The organism is Micromonospora sp. NPDC003944 (assembly GCF_053605225.1).
In genome coordinates, this window is sequence record NZ_JBSGIV010000010.1 from 103,901 (window position 1) to 120,028 (window position 16,128).

The 16,128-nt window shown below is 67.5% G+C and carries 13 protein-coding genes; 8 read left to right on the plus strand and 5 right to left on the minus strand.

All coding sequences use genetic code 11. From position 1 onward, the window contains the following. Positions 1-95 precede the first annotated feature (95 nt). Complete coding sequence (locus ACWER9_RS07545; protein WP_452301006.1) at positions 96-803, minus strand: N-acetyltransferase; 708 nt, start codon at positions 801-803, stop codon at positions 96-98. Then, positions 800-2,008 (minus strand): FAD-binding oxidoreductase, encoded by a 1,209-nt coding sequence (locus tag ACWER9_RS07550; RefSeq protein WP_452301007.1) that lies wholly within the window; start codon positions 2,006-2,008, stop codon positions 800-802. Before ACWER9_RS07550 ends, ACWER9_RS07545 begins: the two co-directional genes overlap by 4 nt. 849 nt (positions 2,009-2,857) lie before the next feature. On the opposite strand from ACWER9_RS07550, the gene ACWER9_RS07555 reads away from it, so the two are divergent. From ACWER9_RS07555 to ACWER9_RS07570, 4 genes are all read left to right on the plus strand, one after another. Next, a complete protein-coding gene (locus ACWER9_RS07555) occupies positions 2,858-3,835 on the plus strand; it encodes a transcriptional regulator (RefSeq protein ID WP_452301008.1) in 978 nt (325 codons plus the stop codon). Beyond that, positions 3,832-4,539 carry an SDR family oxidoreductase gene (locus tag ACWER9_RS07560; RefSeq protein WP_452301009.1) on the plus strand — a complete coding sequence of 236 codons (708 nt, stop codon included), beginning with the start codon at positions 3,832-3,834 and terminating at the stop codon, positions 4,537-4,539. The genes ACWER9_RS07555 and ACWER9_RS07560 overlap by 4 nt, the downstream gene beginning before the upstream one ends. A 239-nt stretch (positions 4,540-4,778) precedes the next feature. After that, complete coding sequence (locus tag ACWER9_RS07565; RefSeq protein ID WP_452301010.1) at positions 4,779-6,527, plus strand: Hsp70 family protein; 1,749 nt, start codon at positions 4,779-4,781, stop codon at positions 6,525-6,527. Between the two features lies 1 nt (position 6,528). Then, a complete protein-coding gene (locus ACWER9_RS07570; RefSeq protein WP_452301011.1) occupies positions 6,529-8,550 on the plus strand; it encodes an AfsR/SARP family transcriptional regulator in 2,022 nt (673 codons plus the stop codon). Positions 8,551-8,905: 355 nt separating this feature from the next. Here ACWER9_RS07570 and ACWER9_RS07575 read toward each other — a convergent pair whose 3' ends face one another. Together ACWER9_RS07575 and ACWER9_RS07580 are read right to left on the minus strand one after the other, a co-directional pair. After that, entirely contained in the window at positions 8,906-9,550 is a 645-nt protein-coding gene (locus ACWER9_RS07575) for a hypothetical protein (protein WP_452301012.1), read from the minus strand. A 28-nt stretch (positions 9,551-9,578) separates the two neighbouring features. Further along, positions 9,579-10,421, minus strand: coding sequence for a phospholipase A2 (locus ACWER9_RS07580; RefSeq protein ID WP_452301013.1), 843 nt, complete (start codon positions 10,419-10,421; stop codon positions 9,579-9,581). 292 nt (positions 10,422-10,713) lie between these two features. On the opposite strand from ACWER9_RS07580, the gene ACWER9_RS07585 reads away from it, so the two are divergent. The 4 genes from ACWER9_RS07585 to ACWER9_RS07600 all read left to right on the plus strand — a co-directional run bounded on the left by ACWER9_RS07585 (position 10,714) and on the right by ACWER9_RS07600 (position 14,291). Then, entirely contained in the window at positions 10,714-11,886 is a 1,173-nt protein-coding gene (locus tag ACWER9_RS07585) for a sensor histidine kinase (protein WP_452301014.1), read from the plus strand. Further along, on the plus strand, positions 11,879-12,982 hold the full coding sequence (locus tag ACWER9_RS07590) for a hypothetical protein (RefSeq protein ID WP_452301015.1): 1,104 nt from the start codon (positions 11,879-11,881) through the stop codon (positions 12,980-12,982). Before ACWER9_RS07585 ends, ACWER9_RS07590 begins: the two co-directional genes overlap by 8 nt. Beyond that, on the plus strand, positions 12,967-13,638 hold the full coding sequence (locus ACWER9_RS07595; protein ID WP_452301016.1) for a response regulator: 672 nt from the start codon (positions 12,967-12,969) through the stop codon (positions 13,636-13,638). The genes ACWER9_RS07590 and ACWER9_RS07595 overlap by 16 nt, the downstream gene beginning before the upstream one ends. A gap of 413 nt (positions 13,639-14,051) precedes the next feature. Beyond that, positions 14,052-14,291, plus strand: a complete 240-nt coding sequence (locus tag ACWER9_RS07600) for a hypothetical protein (protein WP_452301017.1) — start codon at positions 14,052-14,054, stop codon at positions 14,289-14,291. Between the two features lie 232 nt (positions 14,292-14,523). Here the strand turns inward: ACWER9_RS07600 and ACWER9_RS07605 are convergent, their stop codons facing one another. Next, the gene (locus ACWER9_RS07605) at positions 14,524-15,636 is read right to left on the minus strand and encodes a hypothetical protein (protein WP_452301018.1); all 1,113 of its coding nucleotides are present in this window, start codon (positions 15,634-15,636) and stop codon (positions 14,524-14,526) included. Between the last annotated feature and the right edge of the window lie 492 nt (positions 15,637-16,128).

Consider the following 16,128-nt stretch of genomic DNA (forward strand, 5'->3'; position numbering starts at 1 on the left):
AGGGGTGCCTTCCTTCGGTATGAGGGTGTGATGACGTGCCGCGCCGGCGAAACGTCGCCGCCAGCAGGTAAGAAAGTCGGTGCCTTACTGGGCGGTCAGCGAGAACGCGGCGGTGCGCCCGGGATGACGCGGCCAAGGAAAGGAGTCGCGGTGCGGTCCAGGCGGACTCGTCGCGGCAGCCCACCACCAGCCGATCGGCAGGGCTGCTCGTCGCAAGGTTGAGGGCGCCACATCCGCCACAGAGCCGGACCTCCTGGCGCAAGCAGGACCGGCGAGCGCGGTTGATAACCCACTTCGGCGAGCAGTCCGTCTCCGGGCCGGTCGCCGCTGTACTCCGCACACGACGGCAATCCCGCATGGTCCAGGGTCTGGTGATGGGCGGCCAGCAACGCCTGCGCGGCATCCTCGTACCCAGGACGGATCGCGATGTGAGCGAGCTGGTGATGCGGACGGTGGGGACGCAGCCCATCGACACAGGCGTGCAGCAAGGCGAACCGGCCCGCGTGCCGGCCGAGGAGCCTGTGCAGGTCGTACACCCATGCGGCAGCCGGCGGGGGCGGCTCCAACCGCGCGTACCAGACCGCCACCGCCGCCCGATCGTCGGTCGTATCGACGCGACCGCGCTCCAGCCCTTGCAACAGCACAAGCCGTGCCCAGCGACGCAGAACCACTGCACGCTTGGCCACATCAGGAACCAGCCAAACCCCAATGGGCTGGGCCATCAGCGCGTCAGCCATAACCGAGGACAAAGCGTCAACGTCCTCGCCGGTCGCGCGCCGGACCGCCGTCTCCATCAAGCTCATGGCGCCTCCCCCCGGAATTGGCCGAGCGAGCTACCGTCGCCGGCCGTCTCCAGCCCGGTTCCCAGGTGGACAGCGTGCGCTGAGCGTTGGCGAGACACCCACAGCGCCGAATCGAGCGCGCGATGGAAAGTCGCAGCGAGATGCAGGCTGTCCGCGGCGACCCCTGCGGCTGGCAGCCGGTGCCGCGCTGCCTCGATCAACCGCGGTGAGCCGCAGACGTAGAACGCCTGCCCCGGCTGATGGTGATACAGGGCCAAGCTGAGCAGATCACCCTGCGCTGCGGGCTCCACATCACGGTCGTTCGAGAACGCCAACACGACCGTGAGCCAGTCACCATGCGCCTGCTCAAGCTTGTCCAACGCGACCGCGTCGTAGAGGTCCAGAAGCGTCCCCACGCCCACCACCAACGTCACCCGCCGACCGCCCGGCGACGCGGCAACTTGCTCGACCAACGCCCGCAACGGCGCGAGACCAGTACCCCCAGCCGCCAACAGCAGATCGGCGTCACCAGCGGCCTCCAGCGACAACCCGACATCGGAAGCCGGCCCCAGCCACAACAGCTCCCCCGGCGCGACCCGCTCGACCAGAACAGGCGAAACCACACCCTCCGGCACGGCACGAACGTGGAACTCCACCCGCCCATCCGGGCGCGGAACGCTCGCCGGCGAATACCACCGCCACAACCCCGGCAACCGAGGCGTACACACCGGCATCGCCTGACCAGGCAAATACCGAAGCCTCCGCAAGGGCCGAACAGTCAACACCGCGACACCATCAGAGGCCGCCTCGCACGCCTCCACCTCGCCGAACGTCACATGCGGACCATCACCCAACACCCCCGCCGCCCGCTCCGCGAGCCGAAGCGCCCGCCGACACCCCACCTCCCACTGACCCGCCAGCTCGGGCTCCCAACCCTCGCCCGCGAACCGGCGCACCGTATCGACCAACGCCGCCGCAACGGCCGTACCGTGATAGGGCTGAAGATCAAAACGACGGTACATCCGACCCAACACCGCCAACGCCGCACGCCGACCGGCCGGATCACCCCGACCCGCGACTAACTGCCCAAGCGTCGAGAAGAACACCGCCGCGAACTGGTGCGGGAGTAGCCGCACACTGCGGTCCTCCATAAACGACCAGAAGTGGTCGGCGGCTCGGCCATGCGAGGCGAGGGCGACCGCCAGCGAGAGCCCCAGGTCAGCCATCGCGCCGGCTGGTCCTGGGTGGGCGGCCAACGCTAAGCACCACCCGCCTGGGCTTCGGATCTTCCGCACACGTCTTTACCCGTGCCTCGATAGCCCTATTCCGCGTCACGTTGCTGCCTCCGGGATCGAACGACCTATCGTCGGCCGGAACAAACCACTTTCTCCGGTGCATCTTTAAGCCACCCCTCTCTCGGCCCCAACTTGACTCCTCCATGCAGGAGGCTCGCCAGCGCCTCTAGGGCGGACCTCCCCTGCTCACCGCCGAGCCGGGCGACCTGGGTTCTGCGCGGTCCAATCACCGACAGCGACCGGTCGACACCGAAACGGATTGGCCCGTTCAGGAAAGCCGAACGACCAGAGCAAATCGACGCCTAGCTTGTTGTCTCGCTGTTGTCTCATGACGAATCTGAGCAGTTTCCGCAGCTGAGAGCACGTTTCTTTGACCGGATCGGACTAGAGTGACGGCGACGATCGGGAGGCAGGATGACGCGGACACCATCGCCACGGAGTCAGCTCTTGGTGCATCCGTTGAGCTACGTTCGAGAACAGCGAAGCTGGACGCAACAAGATCTCGTCGATGTCATCGCGCGCCGTCTAAACACTGCAGCCCGGCGCGAGAAGGCTTGGCGCTGGGAGCGATGGGGCGTGGTGCCGGATGAGGATTCACAGGTCGCATTGGCCGACGAACTCGGCGTCGATAGGCAAACAGTTAGGGCGCTCGGGTGGCCCCACTGGCTCCCTACCGGTCCCGCGATCAGCACGTCAGCGCCCTGGACCGTCAACGGAGCAGTCGCCTTGCTTGACGACACTGCAGGACCAGCAGTGCTAGATCGCCGAGGGTTTCTGATCATGCAGGCCGGGTTAGCCGCTGCGATAGCCGAACGGTGGCTCGCAACCGAGCCTCCGAAGATCAACGCAGCGCTTGAGGGAGGCCGCGTCGACACAGACCTCCTAGATTGCTTTGAACAGCGACTGCCGGCCCTGCGCCGCATGGATGCCAGCCTCGGCGGCGGGAGCGTGCGGTCACTGGTTGACGCTGAGCTTCGGCTGGTAACGGATCTCCTGCGCCACAGCAGTTACTCGGAGGTTGCCGGCAACCGCCTGCTGGTTGTCGCCGCCGAGTTGGGGCGGATCGCTGGTTGGGCTAGTTTCGATGCAGGATTCCACGCGGCGGCCGAGCGCTACTGGTTTGCGGCCCTCCACGCTGCCCACTCCGCAGCCGACCGAGCGGCAGGCGCGAACATCCTGAAGTGCATGAGCCTTCAGCGGGTCGACACGGAACGCCCCACCGAGGCCCTCCGTTTGGCCGATGCTGCGCGAGCTGGGGCGAAGGACGCGCCCGCCCGCGTGCGAGCGATGCTCACTACCCGTTTGGCTCGTACACACGCAGTGCTTGGTGAATCGGTAGCGTGCGAGCGCCGACTCGCAGAGGCCGACACAGAGATGTCACGCGCTGATGATGAAGCAAGCCCAGCCTGGGCCAGCTACTTTGATCATGCGGAATACGCCGCCCAGGTTGCGGCCTGCTACCTACTCCTGCAGCGCCACCATGCCAGTGACTACTGGCTTCAGCAGACCCTCGCACTCCAACCGGCCGAGCGCAGCCGGGACCGCGCAACCTATCTGATCTGGCGCGCTGATTCCGTACTGAATCTCGGAGATGTCGAGCAGGCGTGCAGCCTCGTTGCCCAGGCTGCTCCAGATGTCGTCGCCACCCGATCCGTGCGCAACCATCGCCGCTTGCTGGACATCCATGGTCGCCTCGTGGCGCATCGACACCCCGCCGCAGGGGCGTTGGATGAACGCGTGCGTAGTCTGCTGACATGAGCGAGGCCAATAGGGTCGCAGTTGTCACCGGCTCCAATCGCGGACTCGGCAAAGCCATCGCCCGCGCCTTAGCCGAGACCGGCGCCCACGTGGTCGTCACCGCCCGCACCGAGGAAGCCGCACATCGGGCCGCCGATGAGCTACTCGCGGATGAACTCTCCGCATCCGGCCAGCAACTAGATATCGCCGATCCGGCAAGCGTCGCTCGTGCCATGGCAGACGTGAGCTACCAGTACGGCCGGCTAGACATCCTCGTCAACAACGCCGGCATCGCCATCGACCGAGGCCAGGCAGCGGCCAGCGCCGACATCGAGAAGGTGCGAGCCACCCTGGACACCAACATCACGGGGACCTGGCGCTGCTGTACCGCAGCCATCCCTGAGATGAGAAAGAACGGGTACGGCCGGATCGTCAACGTCACCAGCCACATGGGCACCTTCGGCGAGATGGGAACCGGAAGTGTCTCCTACCGAGTGTCCAAGGCTGGGGTGAACGCACTAACCTGCATCCTCGCAGCTGAGCTCAAGGACGACGGCATCTTGGTGAACGCGGCGTCCCCGGGAAAGGTCGACACTCGCCTGGCCTACGGAAAGGCGAACTCCACGCCCGACGAAGCTGCGGACACGTTCGTATGGCTTGCCACACTGCCGTCAGACGGCCCGACCGGGGGACTCTACTTCCAGCGACGACCGCTCGCCTGGTAGCGGCATCACCGGACAGGCTGGGCGGCACCGAGCTACCTCTGCGTGATCAACAGATGACGTGAACGAGATCTTCATGTTTGACTGTGTGTATGCAGGCGGGGGAAGCGCGGCTGTCGATCGATTGTGGTGACGCCAGCACCGTGGCTGTTCTGGTCTGGGCTGATGGCAGCGCGTCTGCGCTCTCTTTCGACGGGCTGCCGTATCTGCCCAGCGCTGTGCACGTGGGCCCCGATGGGGAGGTGCGGACGGGACAGCGGGCGTGGCAGGCCGCCGTGGATCAGCCGAGCAGATTTATTCCGAGCCCTCGCCGCGCCGTCGATGACGACGTCACGGTCAACGAGACGCCGGTGGAGGCACTCGTGCTGGCGGCGGCGCCGCTGCGGACGGTCGCGGCCGAGGCCGAGCGGGTTGCTGGTGGGCCGGTGCGGGATGTGCGGCTGGTGGTTCCGGCGGGTTGGGGGCCGCGTCGGCGTACCTGGATGAGGCAGGCCGCGCATCGGGCGGGTCTTGCGCAGCCGCGTCTCGTCGAGGCGCCGGTAGCCGTTGCCGAGTACCTATTGGCGAGCGGTCTGCAGCTGCCGGTCGGGGCGTTCATCGTGGTCTGTGACGTCGGCGCGGGCGCGGAGGTAACGGTACTTCGCCGCGGCCCGGCGGGGTTTGAGGTCCTCTCGACCCTCGCTGACCCGGCCGCCGGCGGCACCGCCGTCGACCTGGCCTTGACCGCCGCTCTGACAGGCGGCCGGGACGCACCCGGCGACGGCATGGGCGATTGGGCGACGACGCAGAGCGTCCGCGCTGCGAAGGAGACGTTGGGCGCGCACCCTGCCGTCACGGTGCCGCTCGCCGGGCAAGCACCGGTCGTCGCGAACAGCACCATGCTCGTCGAAGCCGCTCTGCCAGCAATTCGACGCGTGGCGGAGCTGGTCGGGGAGACCATCGCCGCCGCCGAACTCTCCCCCGGCGACCTGGCCGGGATCTATTGCGTCGGCGGCAGCGCCCACCTGCCGCACCTGGACGCGGTTGTCGCCGAGCGCACGGGTATCACCCCCACGGTTGTTCCCGAGCCTCAGCTCGTGGCCGCTCGGGGTGCTGCGGACGCTGGCGCCGCGCATGCGGGGGCGGCGGTTTTGGTGGAGGTGCCGGTGCCGCCGGTGCGACGGGCCGTGGCGATCGCGGTGCCGGGCTTCGCGTCGCTGGCCCTGATCTGGCAGGTTCTCCTGACCGCCGAGCAGTTCAATCTGATGAACGTCTACCGCTCGGTGAGTTTGAACTGGGGCGAGTTCACGATGGCCGCCGTGTTCGCCCTGCTGGCCTGCCTCGCCGCCGGGACCGTCCTCGGTTCCCTGATCGCCGCGCGTAGCCCCTCCCCGAGTACCCGCACCGAGGGCGGGAAGGTCAGTATCGGCATCCTCGCCGCGGTCAGCCTCGGCGCGGCGATCGCCGGCCTCTACGCGGTCGTCACCAGCCAGTACTTCGGCGAACCCGTAGGTCCCTTCCTAAAATGGGCCCTATGGCCCATCACGCCGATCGTGGTGATGGCCGTGGCGATGGCGGTGGTCGCCGCCCGGCAATGGCGTGCCCCGCACGGCGGCTGGTCGGCGCTGCTGGCCGCACCGACCGGATCGATCGTCACCGCAGCGCTCGGCATGGGGTTGATCCAGTACTCGCTGACGGCCGACAGGTGGCCCGACCGGCTGTTGTTCATCGACATCTCTGGGCGCGTCGGTGGGCTTCTCCTCGGCGTCGGGCTGGTCATGGCGCTGGTGACTCCGCTGATGTTCCGCCTCATCCTCGGCGCCCCCGTCGCGGTCATCAGCGCCGCGATCGTCAGCAGGCAGGCCGCCGGCATTCTCGGCGTCAGCTACGCCGTGGCCGTAGCGATGTGGTGGGCAGCCCGACTGTGGACCCGCATCATCCGCCCCGCCACCACGAGCCCTGTCGCTGCCCAGCGCTCAGCGGGTGCCAGGCCCTCGGGCGGGGGTGGGTGAGGTGCGGTGGCCGCGCCAGCTGATGTCGCTGCTGGTCGTCCTCGCGCTCCTGACAGGTCCGCCGGTGGTGCTGCTACTCCTGATCGGCCCACCCATACGCGGGTGGCCGAGCACGGAGCAGGTGCGGGCGTGGGTGCAGCAGCCCTTGACCGAGCAGAGCCTCACCGCCGCGTTAACGGTCGGAGCGTGGCTGCTGTGGCTGCTGCTCGCTTACACCGTCGCCGTACGGGTCTTGACCCGTCTGCGGACGACCGTGGGATGGCTGCGCCGGCTTCCGCTGCCGACGCCGCTGCAGGCGACGGCAAGCGGAATGGCGGGAGCCGCAGTATTCGGCGTCGCCACCAACACGGTCACCATCGCTCCGCCGCAGCCGTCGCCTCCGCTTGCGGCAGGGATGCCCGAGGATTCCGACGGGGGTAGCCCCATTCATAACGACATGGCAGCGAGCGATGACGGGATTCACCTGGCCGGCGGCTGGCTGCCTGATGAGGTCGCCGAGCAGGTCGCTGCTGCCGCAGCCCTCGTCTGGCTACGCCGCCGCCGCGATTACCAGCCCCGCCCACCCGGCCCACACCGCCGCGAGGAACTTGACGCCGCAGGGCTGCCCCCGACCGTCGCGGCCGTGCAGGCAGCCTTCGCCGACCCTCCCGCCCCGTCGGTTGCGTCGGAGCCTTCGGGCAGCTTCGCCTCACTTGTCGGCGCCCTCCCGGTCAGCGGTTTGGGCGTCAGCGGACCAGGGACGCTATCGATCGGCCGAGGTCTGCTGATCACTGCACTGCTGGCCGGGCACCACCTCCGCACCCCAACGCTGGTCACCACCAGTGCAACGCTGACCAGCCTCCTGGGCGGCGACGCGCAGGCACTCGACCGGCGTCTACCACGGCTCACCACCGTGGAGACCATCCACGAGGTAACCCGGCTCGTCGAGTCCGCCCCCTCACCGAGGATCGTCCTCCTGCTGAAGGAGGAGTGCGACGGTTACGACGTCAGAGACCTCGCTGGTATGGCGGCCACGGCCGGTGGCCGGGTCGTTGTGCTGGGCGGATGGCCGGCGGGCCCGACCTGGCAGGCCGCCCCGACAGGCCATCTGCACGACCCCTTGCGCCCCGAAGAGCCTGGAACTCGACTGTGTGTCCTGGACCAGGTGGCGGCGGCTGACCTGCTCGCCGTCATCGTCCACCCCGACCCGGCACCGCCTCCAGGCCCTCCCCTGCCGCACGTGGTGCCACCCAAAACCAGGTTGCCGCGGCAGGCGACCCGAGGCGAGCCCCGCAGCCGGCCCGATGCATCCATTCGGCGGCTTCGTCTACGTGTCTTGGGCGAGCCCACCCTTCTCGTCGATGGCGAACCTCTCACCATCCGGCGCAGCGCCGCCCTCCAGATCCTCGTCTTCCTCGCCACCAGCCACCCCACCGGCGCTAACACCTCACAGCTAGCCGATGCCATTTGGCCCGGTGTCCCCCGCCGGTCTCTCACCGGACGGCTCTACACCACCCTCAGCGAACTCCGCACTGTCATCCGTGATGCCAGCGGGCTGCACGTCATCGAACACACCGACGACCGCTATCGCCTCAACCCGGCATACCTGAACGTCGACCTGTGGCAGCTGCAAGCCGCCATTCACCACGCCGCCACCGCCGTCACCAACACCACCGCTGCCTGGCACGCCGTCCTCGACGCCTACCCCGCTGACGTCGCCGCCGGACGCATCTGGCCATGGCTCGACCCCGTTCGCGAAGCGACCCGTCGGTATGTCATCGACGCCTGCGCCGCCCTCGCCGAGGCCGAACCCGACCCGCAGCGCGGCCTTGCCGTATTGCAGGCGGGCCTCCGCATCGACCCGTACAACGCAGACCTACACGCCCGCGCCCGCAGCGCGCTCACCGCTCACGGTGACCACGAAGCGGCCACCGAACTGCAGAGCCGCTACCTGCGCCTCCTGTCGGAGGCAGGGCTCGACGACGATGCCCCCGATCGCCTCCCCAGCAGGGCCAGGAACGCAACCAGCGTCAGTCGGCAATAGCCCGGCTCACGTCACCTGAACCTCGGTCCTTCTATTACCGACAGTTACGGTCGGTAGCTCGTCGTCGGTTGGTGGCTCTTGATGCTGAGCTGCCTAACGCCGCTACACGGTGATCAAGGCTTGTCATCGATCCTCAGCCCTCTGTAGGGGTATTGGGGGGGCACCTCTGACCCCAGCACACGTCGTTTGACCGCACCACGCGGCCATATCCGGGCACCGTGGTGGTTCGCAGCTGTTTGCACCCGATCAGCTCTGTACACCCGGACGGGCACCCTCGCGGCCCTGACTTGTGGCACCCGCGCTCGCAGCTGGCTTGGCGCCGGGTGGGCCGCCAGGCGAACCCTTCGGGTAGTGATCAGCGCCGGGCGACCGGCTCGGCCTTGCCATGGATCCAGTCCGCCCCGACGAGATGGATCTGGTCCTCGTCGGCCGGCGGGCGCCCGTCCCCGCAGGTGATCTTCGCGTCGTGGTCGGTGATGACGTCGGCGGCCGGGCTGTAGACGTCGCGCTTGAGGAAGGTGAAAAACGTGGCCTGGTTCAGCACGACCGGATCCGGTCGGCCGGTCCAGCCCGCCCACAACACTGTGATCTGGTACTTCTTGCCGGGCTCGCGGGGTTCGACCTTGGCCCACACCATGCCGTGCCCGACGCCGTGCACGCCGAACTCGCAGTGGGCGGTGCGGACCCCGGTTTCCTGGACCTGCATGGCGGCCAGGATGAACAGCACCCCGAGAACACCGGTGATCGCGGTGGTACGCCGGAACCCCCGGGGGCGCTGTTGCTGTCGGCGCCACCGCACGCCGAGGTTGATCAGCCAGACCAGCGCGGCCGAGGAGCACACCAGAAGCGCGATCCCAAGTGAGCTGTTGATCTCGTAGGGCAGCGCGGGCTGGAACAGCATGACAGCGACGGCCAGCACCACACCGGCGAGGCCCAGCACGGTGCCGAGGGTGTCCCCGCCGCCGTATGGCGCCGGGCCGCTGCCGATGTGGGTGGTCATATCTCGGTTCTCCGCAGCTCGGTGGTGGTCAGCAGACCGGGACGTTGTTGTCGAAGTACGGCGTGCCCCTTAGGCTGCCGGAGGTGCTTCCGTTGTTGTAAAAGGCGTCGGCGGAGGCCCAGTAGGTGTTGTTCCACGGACTCGACGTGATGCGGTACCAGGCCGTGTTGCCGTTGGCGACCCGGAAGCCATCGGCACGGCAGGCGACCTGCACCGTGGTTCCGGCCGAAATCACTGGTCCGACAGAGCCGCCCGCGTTCTGCCGATTCGTCCATGTATGAGTCACACTGCCGGTGGTCTCCGCGAACGTGGCCGGCGCGGCTGGCGCGGCCGGCGTCTGCTGTGCGACGGGCCGGGCAAGCGGCCTGCTCCAGTCGCTTAGGTTCCGGACGACCGCGTACATGCCATCAGCCTCCTTGAAACAGGCCTGCAAGTTCGCGTACTGCGTCCAGTCGCTGAAGCGGTAGTTGCAGATCGACTTCATCTCCACGCGAAACCGGTCGTCGATCCATCGGCGGGTGTCCTCGTGCCGCCCGAGCGTCAGGCTCTTGCCATAGTTGCGGTAGCCGAAGTCGTGTTGCTGGCAGGCCGGGTGGAACAGCTTGCGCCAGCTCTCCGGCGTGGGCCAGCTGCAGCTGTCGGTGTCCCAGTCGAACTGGTTGTACGGCACCGGCTTACGGCACTTGTCCATGTTGTCCAGCGTCCCGCAGTCCGCAGCGACAAAGTTCGCCTTGCGCTCGGCGAACTGCCGGTTGCTGAGCAGCATCGTCTCCTTGGCATAGCGAATCTGCTCGTCATGCTGAGCGGCGGTGACGGCCTCGGCGGAGGCGGCGGGCACAACGGCCAACGCCAGAGTGCCTGCGGTCAACACGGTGGCCAGCCGACGCCTGGCGAGACGCGTCGTACCGTGCGGTTCCCTACGGCGGGCCGCTGTGGCCCGCCAAGATCTGTCGTTCATGAGATCGTTCCCTCCAGCGGTCATTCGACGGCTCCTGACGCGACGGTGCGCTCGGGGAGCCGGGCGGCCTCACCCCCTCGCGGGCCGCCGAGTCGATTGTGATCGCTGCGGTGGTTGTCCGGCGTCCTGTGTTCACCCCACACAATGGTGTGAACTGCGCCGATACTGTTGGCCCGCACACGTTGCTGACGACGGGTGGGTTCTGATGCCGCACGTCCGACATGATCGGGTTCCAGAAACCGCGCTACTCGCCCACTCCGGTGACGCGGTCGAGAGCCTTCGTGCAGCTGGCCGCCGTTACGCCGCCGTGATCAGAGTAGTCACGCTACCGATCACCGCAGTGGTCGCGATAGCCGCCGCTGATTCGCCGCGGATGCGGTATGCCTGCGCCGCCGCCTCGCTGGTGCTCGCGGGCTGGAGCGTCTTCTACGCCCGCCAGGTCTTCCGCAACCCGCCGCGCTGGGTCACCGCAGTGGATGCATGCGCGCTGGCGGCGCTGGCTCTTGCCACGAGCTGGCTTGTTTCGGCAGGCTGGTTAAGCAGCGGAAAGTCATGGATTGTGCCGTTCTGCACTTTCGCCTGCGTCGCGTATCAGTATTACGAAGGGCGGATGTCCGGCAGTCTCGCCGGCCTCGTCGTCATCATTGGCATGGTCGTCGGGACGGCGACCGGGCGCCCCGAGGGTTCGGTGATCGACGGCGTGATAACGGCGTGCTGGGCAGTGTTCGTCACAGGCCTGGCCCGGTTGCTTTGGACGCTGGTCCACCGGGGCGGCGAGCTGGCCGACCAGACGATCGCCGAGGCGGAGACCGCCCGGCGGCAGAGCCGGATCGCCGCGCTGGAACTCGCCGACGAGCAGGCCTCCAACCGAGACCTGCACGATCACCCGGCGACGACACTGTTGATGGTCGGCCTGGGTTTGGCCGATACCAGGATCCGCGAGCAAGCGGAACGTGATCTGGCGGTGCTGCGCCGGCCGGCCAACGAACGGCCGCCGGCCCGGACCGATCTGTGCGGCCTACTCGCAGTTGCCTGTGACGAAGCGCGGCTTCCGGTCACCCGCACCGGGGCTGAGCAGCTGATTGTGCCGACGAACGCTGCGCGAGCCATGACCAACGCGACGATCGAGGCGCTGACCAACGTCAGACGGCATTCCGGTGCGGGGTCGGCCGAGGTGCACGTCGCTGAGGACGGGGGCATCGTGATCGTCGAGATCCGAGACGAGGGCCACGGTTTCGATCCGGAGCGAATACCCGCGACCCGGCGCGGTGTCCGGGAGTCGATTCGCGGCCGGATGGCCGAGATCGGCGGGTGCGCCGCCATCGAGTCGGATCCCCAGCGCGGCACCACCGTTCGTCTGCGGTGGACCCATGCCTGAGCAAGGACACCTAGCGGAGATCACACGGCGGCTGCAACACGGCCTGCGGATCGCGGTGGTTACCATCGCCGCGGTCATCTTGATCTTGCCGCTGAGTTTTGCGCGCAACCTCGATCGCTACCACCCGCTATGGCCGCAGATCATCGCGTACGCCGTCTTGAGCGCCATTGTCGTCACCGAGGCAATACTTGCCGCCCGGCGTCGCAGCTGGTCTCGCTGGCGGTGGCCGGCGCTCGCCGTGGTCCTCGCGGCCGACGTGCTGGCTCGCGCCTTTTTGGCCTCCGGCGCCGCGGTCACCTCGGCGGACTGGATTTTCGGCGCGCTCGGCTGGATGGGTGTGATCCTGCTGCTGGACCGGCCGCTCGGCTACCTGGCGGCCTTCCTCGGCATGCACGAGGCGGTGACGCTCGCCGCGATCCTGCTGCCCGGAGCCGGTACCCGCGACGTCCTACTCAACTTCGCCGCTGGCTCGCTGGGCACCATCGGGTATCCGCTTGCCAGCGGAATAGCTGCGGTCGCGCTGCGCGGGGTGGCCCAGGCAGCGGCCCGGGCCGCCTATGAGACGGAGGAGAGGCGTACGGCCGAGGAGAGCTTAAGGCGCATCCACAGAAACCGACAGGCGCGCCTCGCCGCGCTGGACGAATCCGCGGGCCGCCTGCTGCAAGGGCTAGCCAACGGCACGCTGGATCCCGCGGATCAGCAGGTCAGACAGGAGTGTTTGATCGAAGCCGCACGCATGCGCCGGCTCTTCGCCGAAGCCGATACCGCCGCCGAGCCGCTCAAGCACCTCCTGGAGCAGGCATCCGACGTCGCCACGCGCCGAGGGGTGAAGGTCGACCTGCTCACGGTTGGCAGCTGGCCGGACCCGCCGTCGGAAATCCGCCGGTCGCTCACCGACGCCGTGCTCCCGGCCATCACCGCGGCGTGGTCCGAGGCCCGGATCGTCGTAATTTGCATCGGCGGTGTTCTGTCCGTCAGCGTCCGGGCCGACTGCAGCATCATGGGATCGTTCCCGGCCACGCATCCGGCGGTGCAGGTCACTGCCACCTCGGATGACGACACGACCTGGGTGGAAGCGCAATGGGCGACCGGTTGACGACCGCTGTACTGATCGAGGACCACGCGGGGATGCGTGAGGGCATCCGGAAGTGGTGCGCGGAGGCCGACCCCCCGATCGATCTGGTCGAGGCGGGTGGCCAGGTAGCCCTGGCCTGGACCGGCCCCGGCCGCAGCGCCGACGTGGTGATCCTCGATCTCCTCGTCGAGGGCAAGAACCAGTTCGACACGATCACCCGGCTCGTCGAGTCGAGGCGGCATGTGGTGGTGTACACGATGTACGAGGGCGAGGAGACAGCGGTGCAGTGCATCGACCGAGGCGCCCTGGCATACATCGCCAAGAGCGAGGAGAAGGACCACCTGATTCGGGCCGTGCGGGCGGCCGCGATCGGCGAGACCTACACCACGCCGAAGCTAGGCGGCGCGATTCTGGTCGACCCCAAACAGCCCCGCTTGTCCGAGCGGGAAAAGGAGGCCTTGTTGCTCTGGTTGCAGCTGGACTCGAAAGCCGAGGTCGCCCGCAAGATGTTCGTTACAGAGAGCACCGTCGACGAATTCATCACCCGCGTCCGGGTCAAATACGACTACGTCGGCCGGCGTGCCTCCACGAAGTCCGAGCTGACCGTCCGCGCGATCAAAGATGGCTTGATCACGATCGAGGAACTGGAAGCGCTCCTCGATCGTCGAGACAGCTGACCGCCCTGACGCGCCGCGCCATGCCGGGTGCCGGCGCCAGTCTTTGCGACGTCTAGATCGCCGCTCGCCACGCCGATTCCAAGACCACCATGGGCTACGACCGGTCACGCAAGAAGCTCGACCGGCACCCCAACTACATCCTCGCCGTCTACATGGCTCCGGTACATAGCAGCGAGCGACGGACCAAAGCGAGCGACTCTGCCGATGAGTAAGCGCGTACTTTGCCTAGGATCCCAGAGGTTCGCGGGTCATCGATTTAGGCGTTCCTATATAGGGAGGTCGCGGCCTCGGGTAGCGTGCCGAACGCCTCGCCGTCGGTGCACCGCCCAGGGCGGTAACCGTCGTTTGGCTCAAAGGTGGGACCATTGCGACCCCGGACATCAGCAAGTTCCGAACGAGATCGGGCGACACCTATGGCAAGCGAGTCCTGCTCCATCTGCGGCGAAGAGGCCGACGCCGACGAAATCGACCCGCACGGCCACTTCGCCGGGGATGACGATGGCGACCTCGACGAGGCCGTGGTCGTTCACCTGCTAATCCTTGGATCGCGACGGGACAGGACCGGCTGCGGCGAAGACACGGACAACAGTAGCGACGGGGCAAGCACGGACGAGAGTAGCGTGAACTGCCCCGAGTGCCGCGTCGTCATGTGACCCGACATACACGGTGAGGGGCGGCCTGGCGCCCGCTCATGCCGCCGATAATGTTTGCTCCGGCCGACGATCATTGCGATGGGTACGAGGCGTCACCAGCACGAACCGGCGGGCGGTTGCGAGGCAGTACCCGCCAGCAGTATCAACGGGGCAAGGCCGGATCATCACGGCTCACCGGGCTTTGGCCGCAGAGTCCCGGACTGCCGATGAGTTCGATCGGCCTCCTCAGCGCCTACGATCGACGTGCGTGTTCAGCTAGGTGGTCGAGCACAACCAAAATGAGATCGGCTAGATCCGTACGGTTGATGCCGGTGACCATGAGTTCGAGCTGGGTGGCTAGGCGCCGCCCGCGATCCTGGCGGAAGACCGGATGGTTTCCTGACGGCGAAGCATCCGATTCGAGCTGAGCTCGCCATTGCGCCAGTGTCGTGGACTCGGCACGATGTCGGAGACCATCATGGCGCCCGGCCCTGAGCGCGTCGGCCAAGTCGGAACGGCCGGACCGGGTAAGCGCGTCCCGAACCGAGGGCAGCACCATCGCCGGCCACAGCCCGACGGCAAGATCGTGCGCCTCAAGCAGCACCTCCCGCTCGGACCGGTCCGATGCATACGCATCGACACACGGCCGTATGAGCCAGGGCCGGGCCGGCACACCACGCCCTTGGCTACGAACGTCCACAGCAATCCATGCATGGCGCGAACCACGGGGATGCCGTCGCCACGCCATCAGCATCGGGTTGCCGACATTGGTGCGTAAGGCTTCGGCCTCTCCGTCGTCCGGATGGGCACGACGCAGCGCGTCGTTGACGGCGCGCGCTGTCCGGCGGCTGATCAGGTCTGGCACGTACCAGCCGGTGGCCGCGCCAATGACCCCGTCCGCCTCTTCGTCCCAGCCGCGCAGGACCTTCGCGATCTCGCGCGAGAGCCACGCGGCGTGCGGATCACCCGCACTGTTCCAAGCTTCGAACAGCGCGACGAGCCCGATTCGTCGCCACGGAGGTCGTGAGATGTCATCGTCCCCGTCGAGCGTGCAGTAGAACAGCAGCGGTACCGGGTCGAACCTTGCCGCCCAGGCTTGGTATCGGTCGAGCTGATCGCCGTGCTCGCTCGACGCACCCTTCAACTCCAACACCGCCACGGGCAGGTCGTCTGACACGCGGTACACCACGACATCGAGACGCCCTGCCGGCGTCCTACCCTCACGTCGACACCGGTAGACATCAACATCAAGGCCGAGCAGCGTAATCAGCGGGTTCGGGTCCCGCTCGAACAAAAAGGCCAGCAGATCGCTGGCACTGTTCGCGTGGGCAACCAGGCGCCCCAGGGCCGCACTCGAATCCGGCATCCAGCGATTGTCTCCCTGGCACCCCGCCCCGTCGTTCGGGTGAACGCTTTACCTCTGCGCGCCGGGTTCCCGTTATTGGTCACGCCGTGAGTGACCGGCGGCGTACGGGACTCAAACCGCTAACTCGCCGTAGCTGACGGTCACCTTCCACAGGCAGGCGGACGCGCCCCACCCCTCGGCAACTCCCTTCACTTCGCCAATTGAGCGGCGTCACCGCGGCCCGGAATGGGCCCCGCCGGGCCTGACATAACGAGTCAACCTAAACCCATCGGGAGCAGCCGATGCCCAGCTCATGGCCCTCTACAAGCCTTGAACAACGCTGACTTGAGTTGACGACCTTCTGCTCCCGTACCCTCCGCGCGCTCGGCGACTAGGGCCTGTTTCATAAGGGCGGTCGAGCCGAGGCGGAGTTCGGGCGGCGATCCGGCAAGGCGCGGTTTCGTCCGGATACCGGTGTTGTATCCGGGCGAAACCGCAACGCCGCCGGTCGTC

Bases quoted from the DNA above. Each gene is read 5' to 3' on its own strand.
- ACWER9_RS07545 (WP_452301006.1), bottom strand. From the start codon at position 803: ATGAGCTTGATGGAGACGGCGGTCCGGCGCGCGACCGGCGAGGACGTT.
- ACWER9_RS07550 (WP_452301007.1), bottom strand. From the start codon at position 2,008: ATGGCTGACCTGGGGCTCTCGCTGGCGGTCGCCCTCGCCTCGCATGGC.
- ACWER9_RS07555 (WP_452301008.1), top strand. From the start codon at position 2,858: ATGCAGGCCGGGTTAGCCGCTGCGATAGCCGAACGGTGGCTCGCAACC.
- ACWER9_RS07560 (WP_452301009.1), top strand. From the start codon at position 3,832: ATGAGCGAGGCCAATAGGGTCGCAGTTGTCACCGGCTCCAATCGCGGA.
- ACWER9_RS07575 (WP_452301012.1), bottom strand. From the start codon at position 9,550: ATGACCACCCACATCGGCAGCGGCCCGGCGCCATACGGCGGCGGGGAC.
- ACWER9_RS07585 (WP_452301014.1), top strand. From the start codon at position 10,714: ATGCCGCACGTCCGACATGATCGGGTTCCAGAAACCGCGCTACTCGCC.
- ACWER9_RS07590 (WP_452301015.1), top strand. From the start codon at position 11,879: ATGCCTGAGCAAGGACACCTAGCGGAGATCACACGGCGGCTGCAACAC.
- ACWER9_RS07595 (WP_452301016.1), top strand. From the start codon at position 12,967: ATGGGCGACCGGTTGACGACCGCTGTACTGATCGAGGACCACGCGGGG.
- ACWER9_RS07600 (WP_452301017.1), top strand. From the start codon at position 14,052: ATGGCAAGCGAGTCCTGCTCCATCTGCGGCGAAGAGGCCGACGCCGAC.
- ACWER9_RS07605 (WP_452301018.1), bottom strand. From the start codon at position 15,636: ATGCCGGATTCGAGTGCGGCCCTGGGGCGCCTGGTTGCCCACGCGAAC.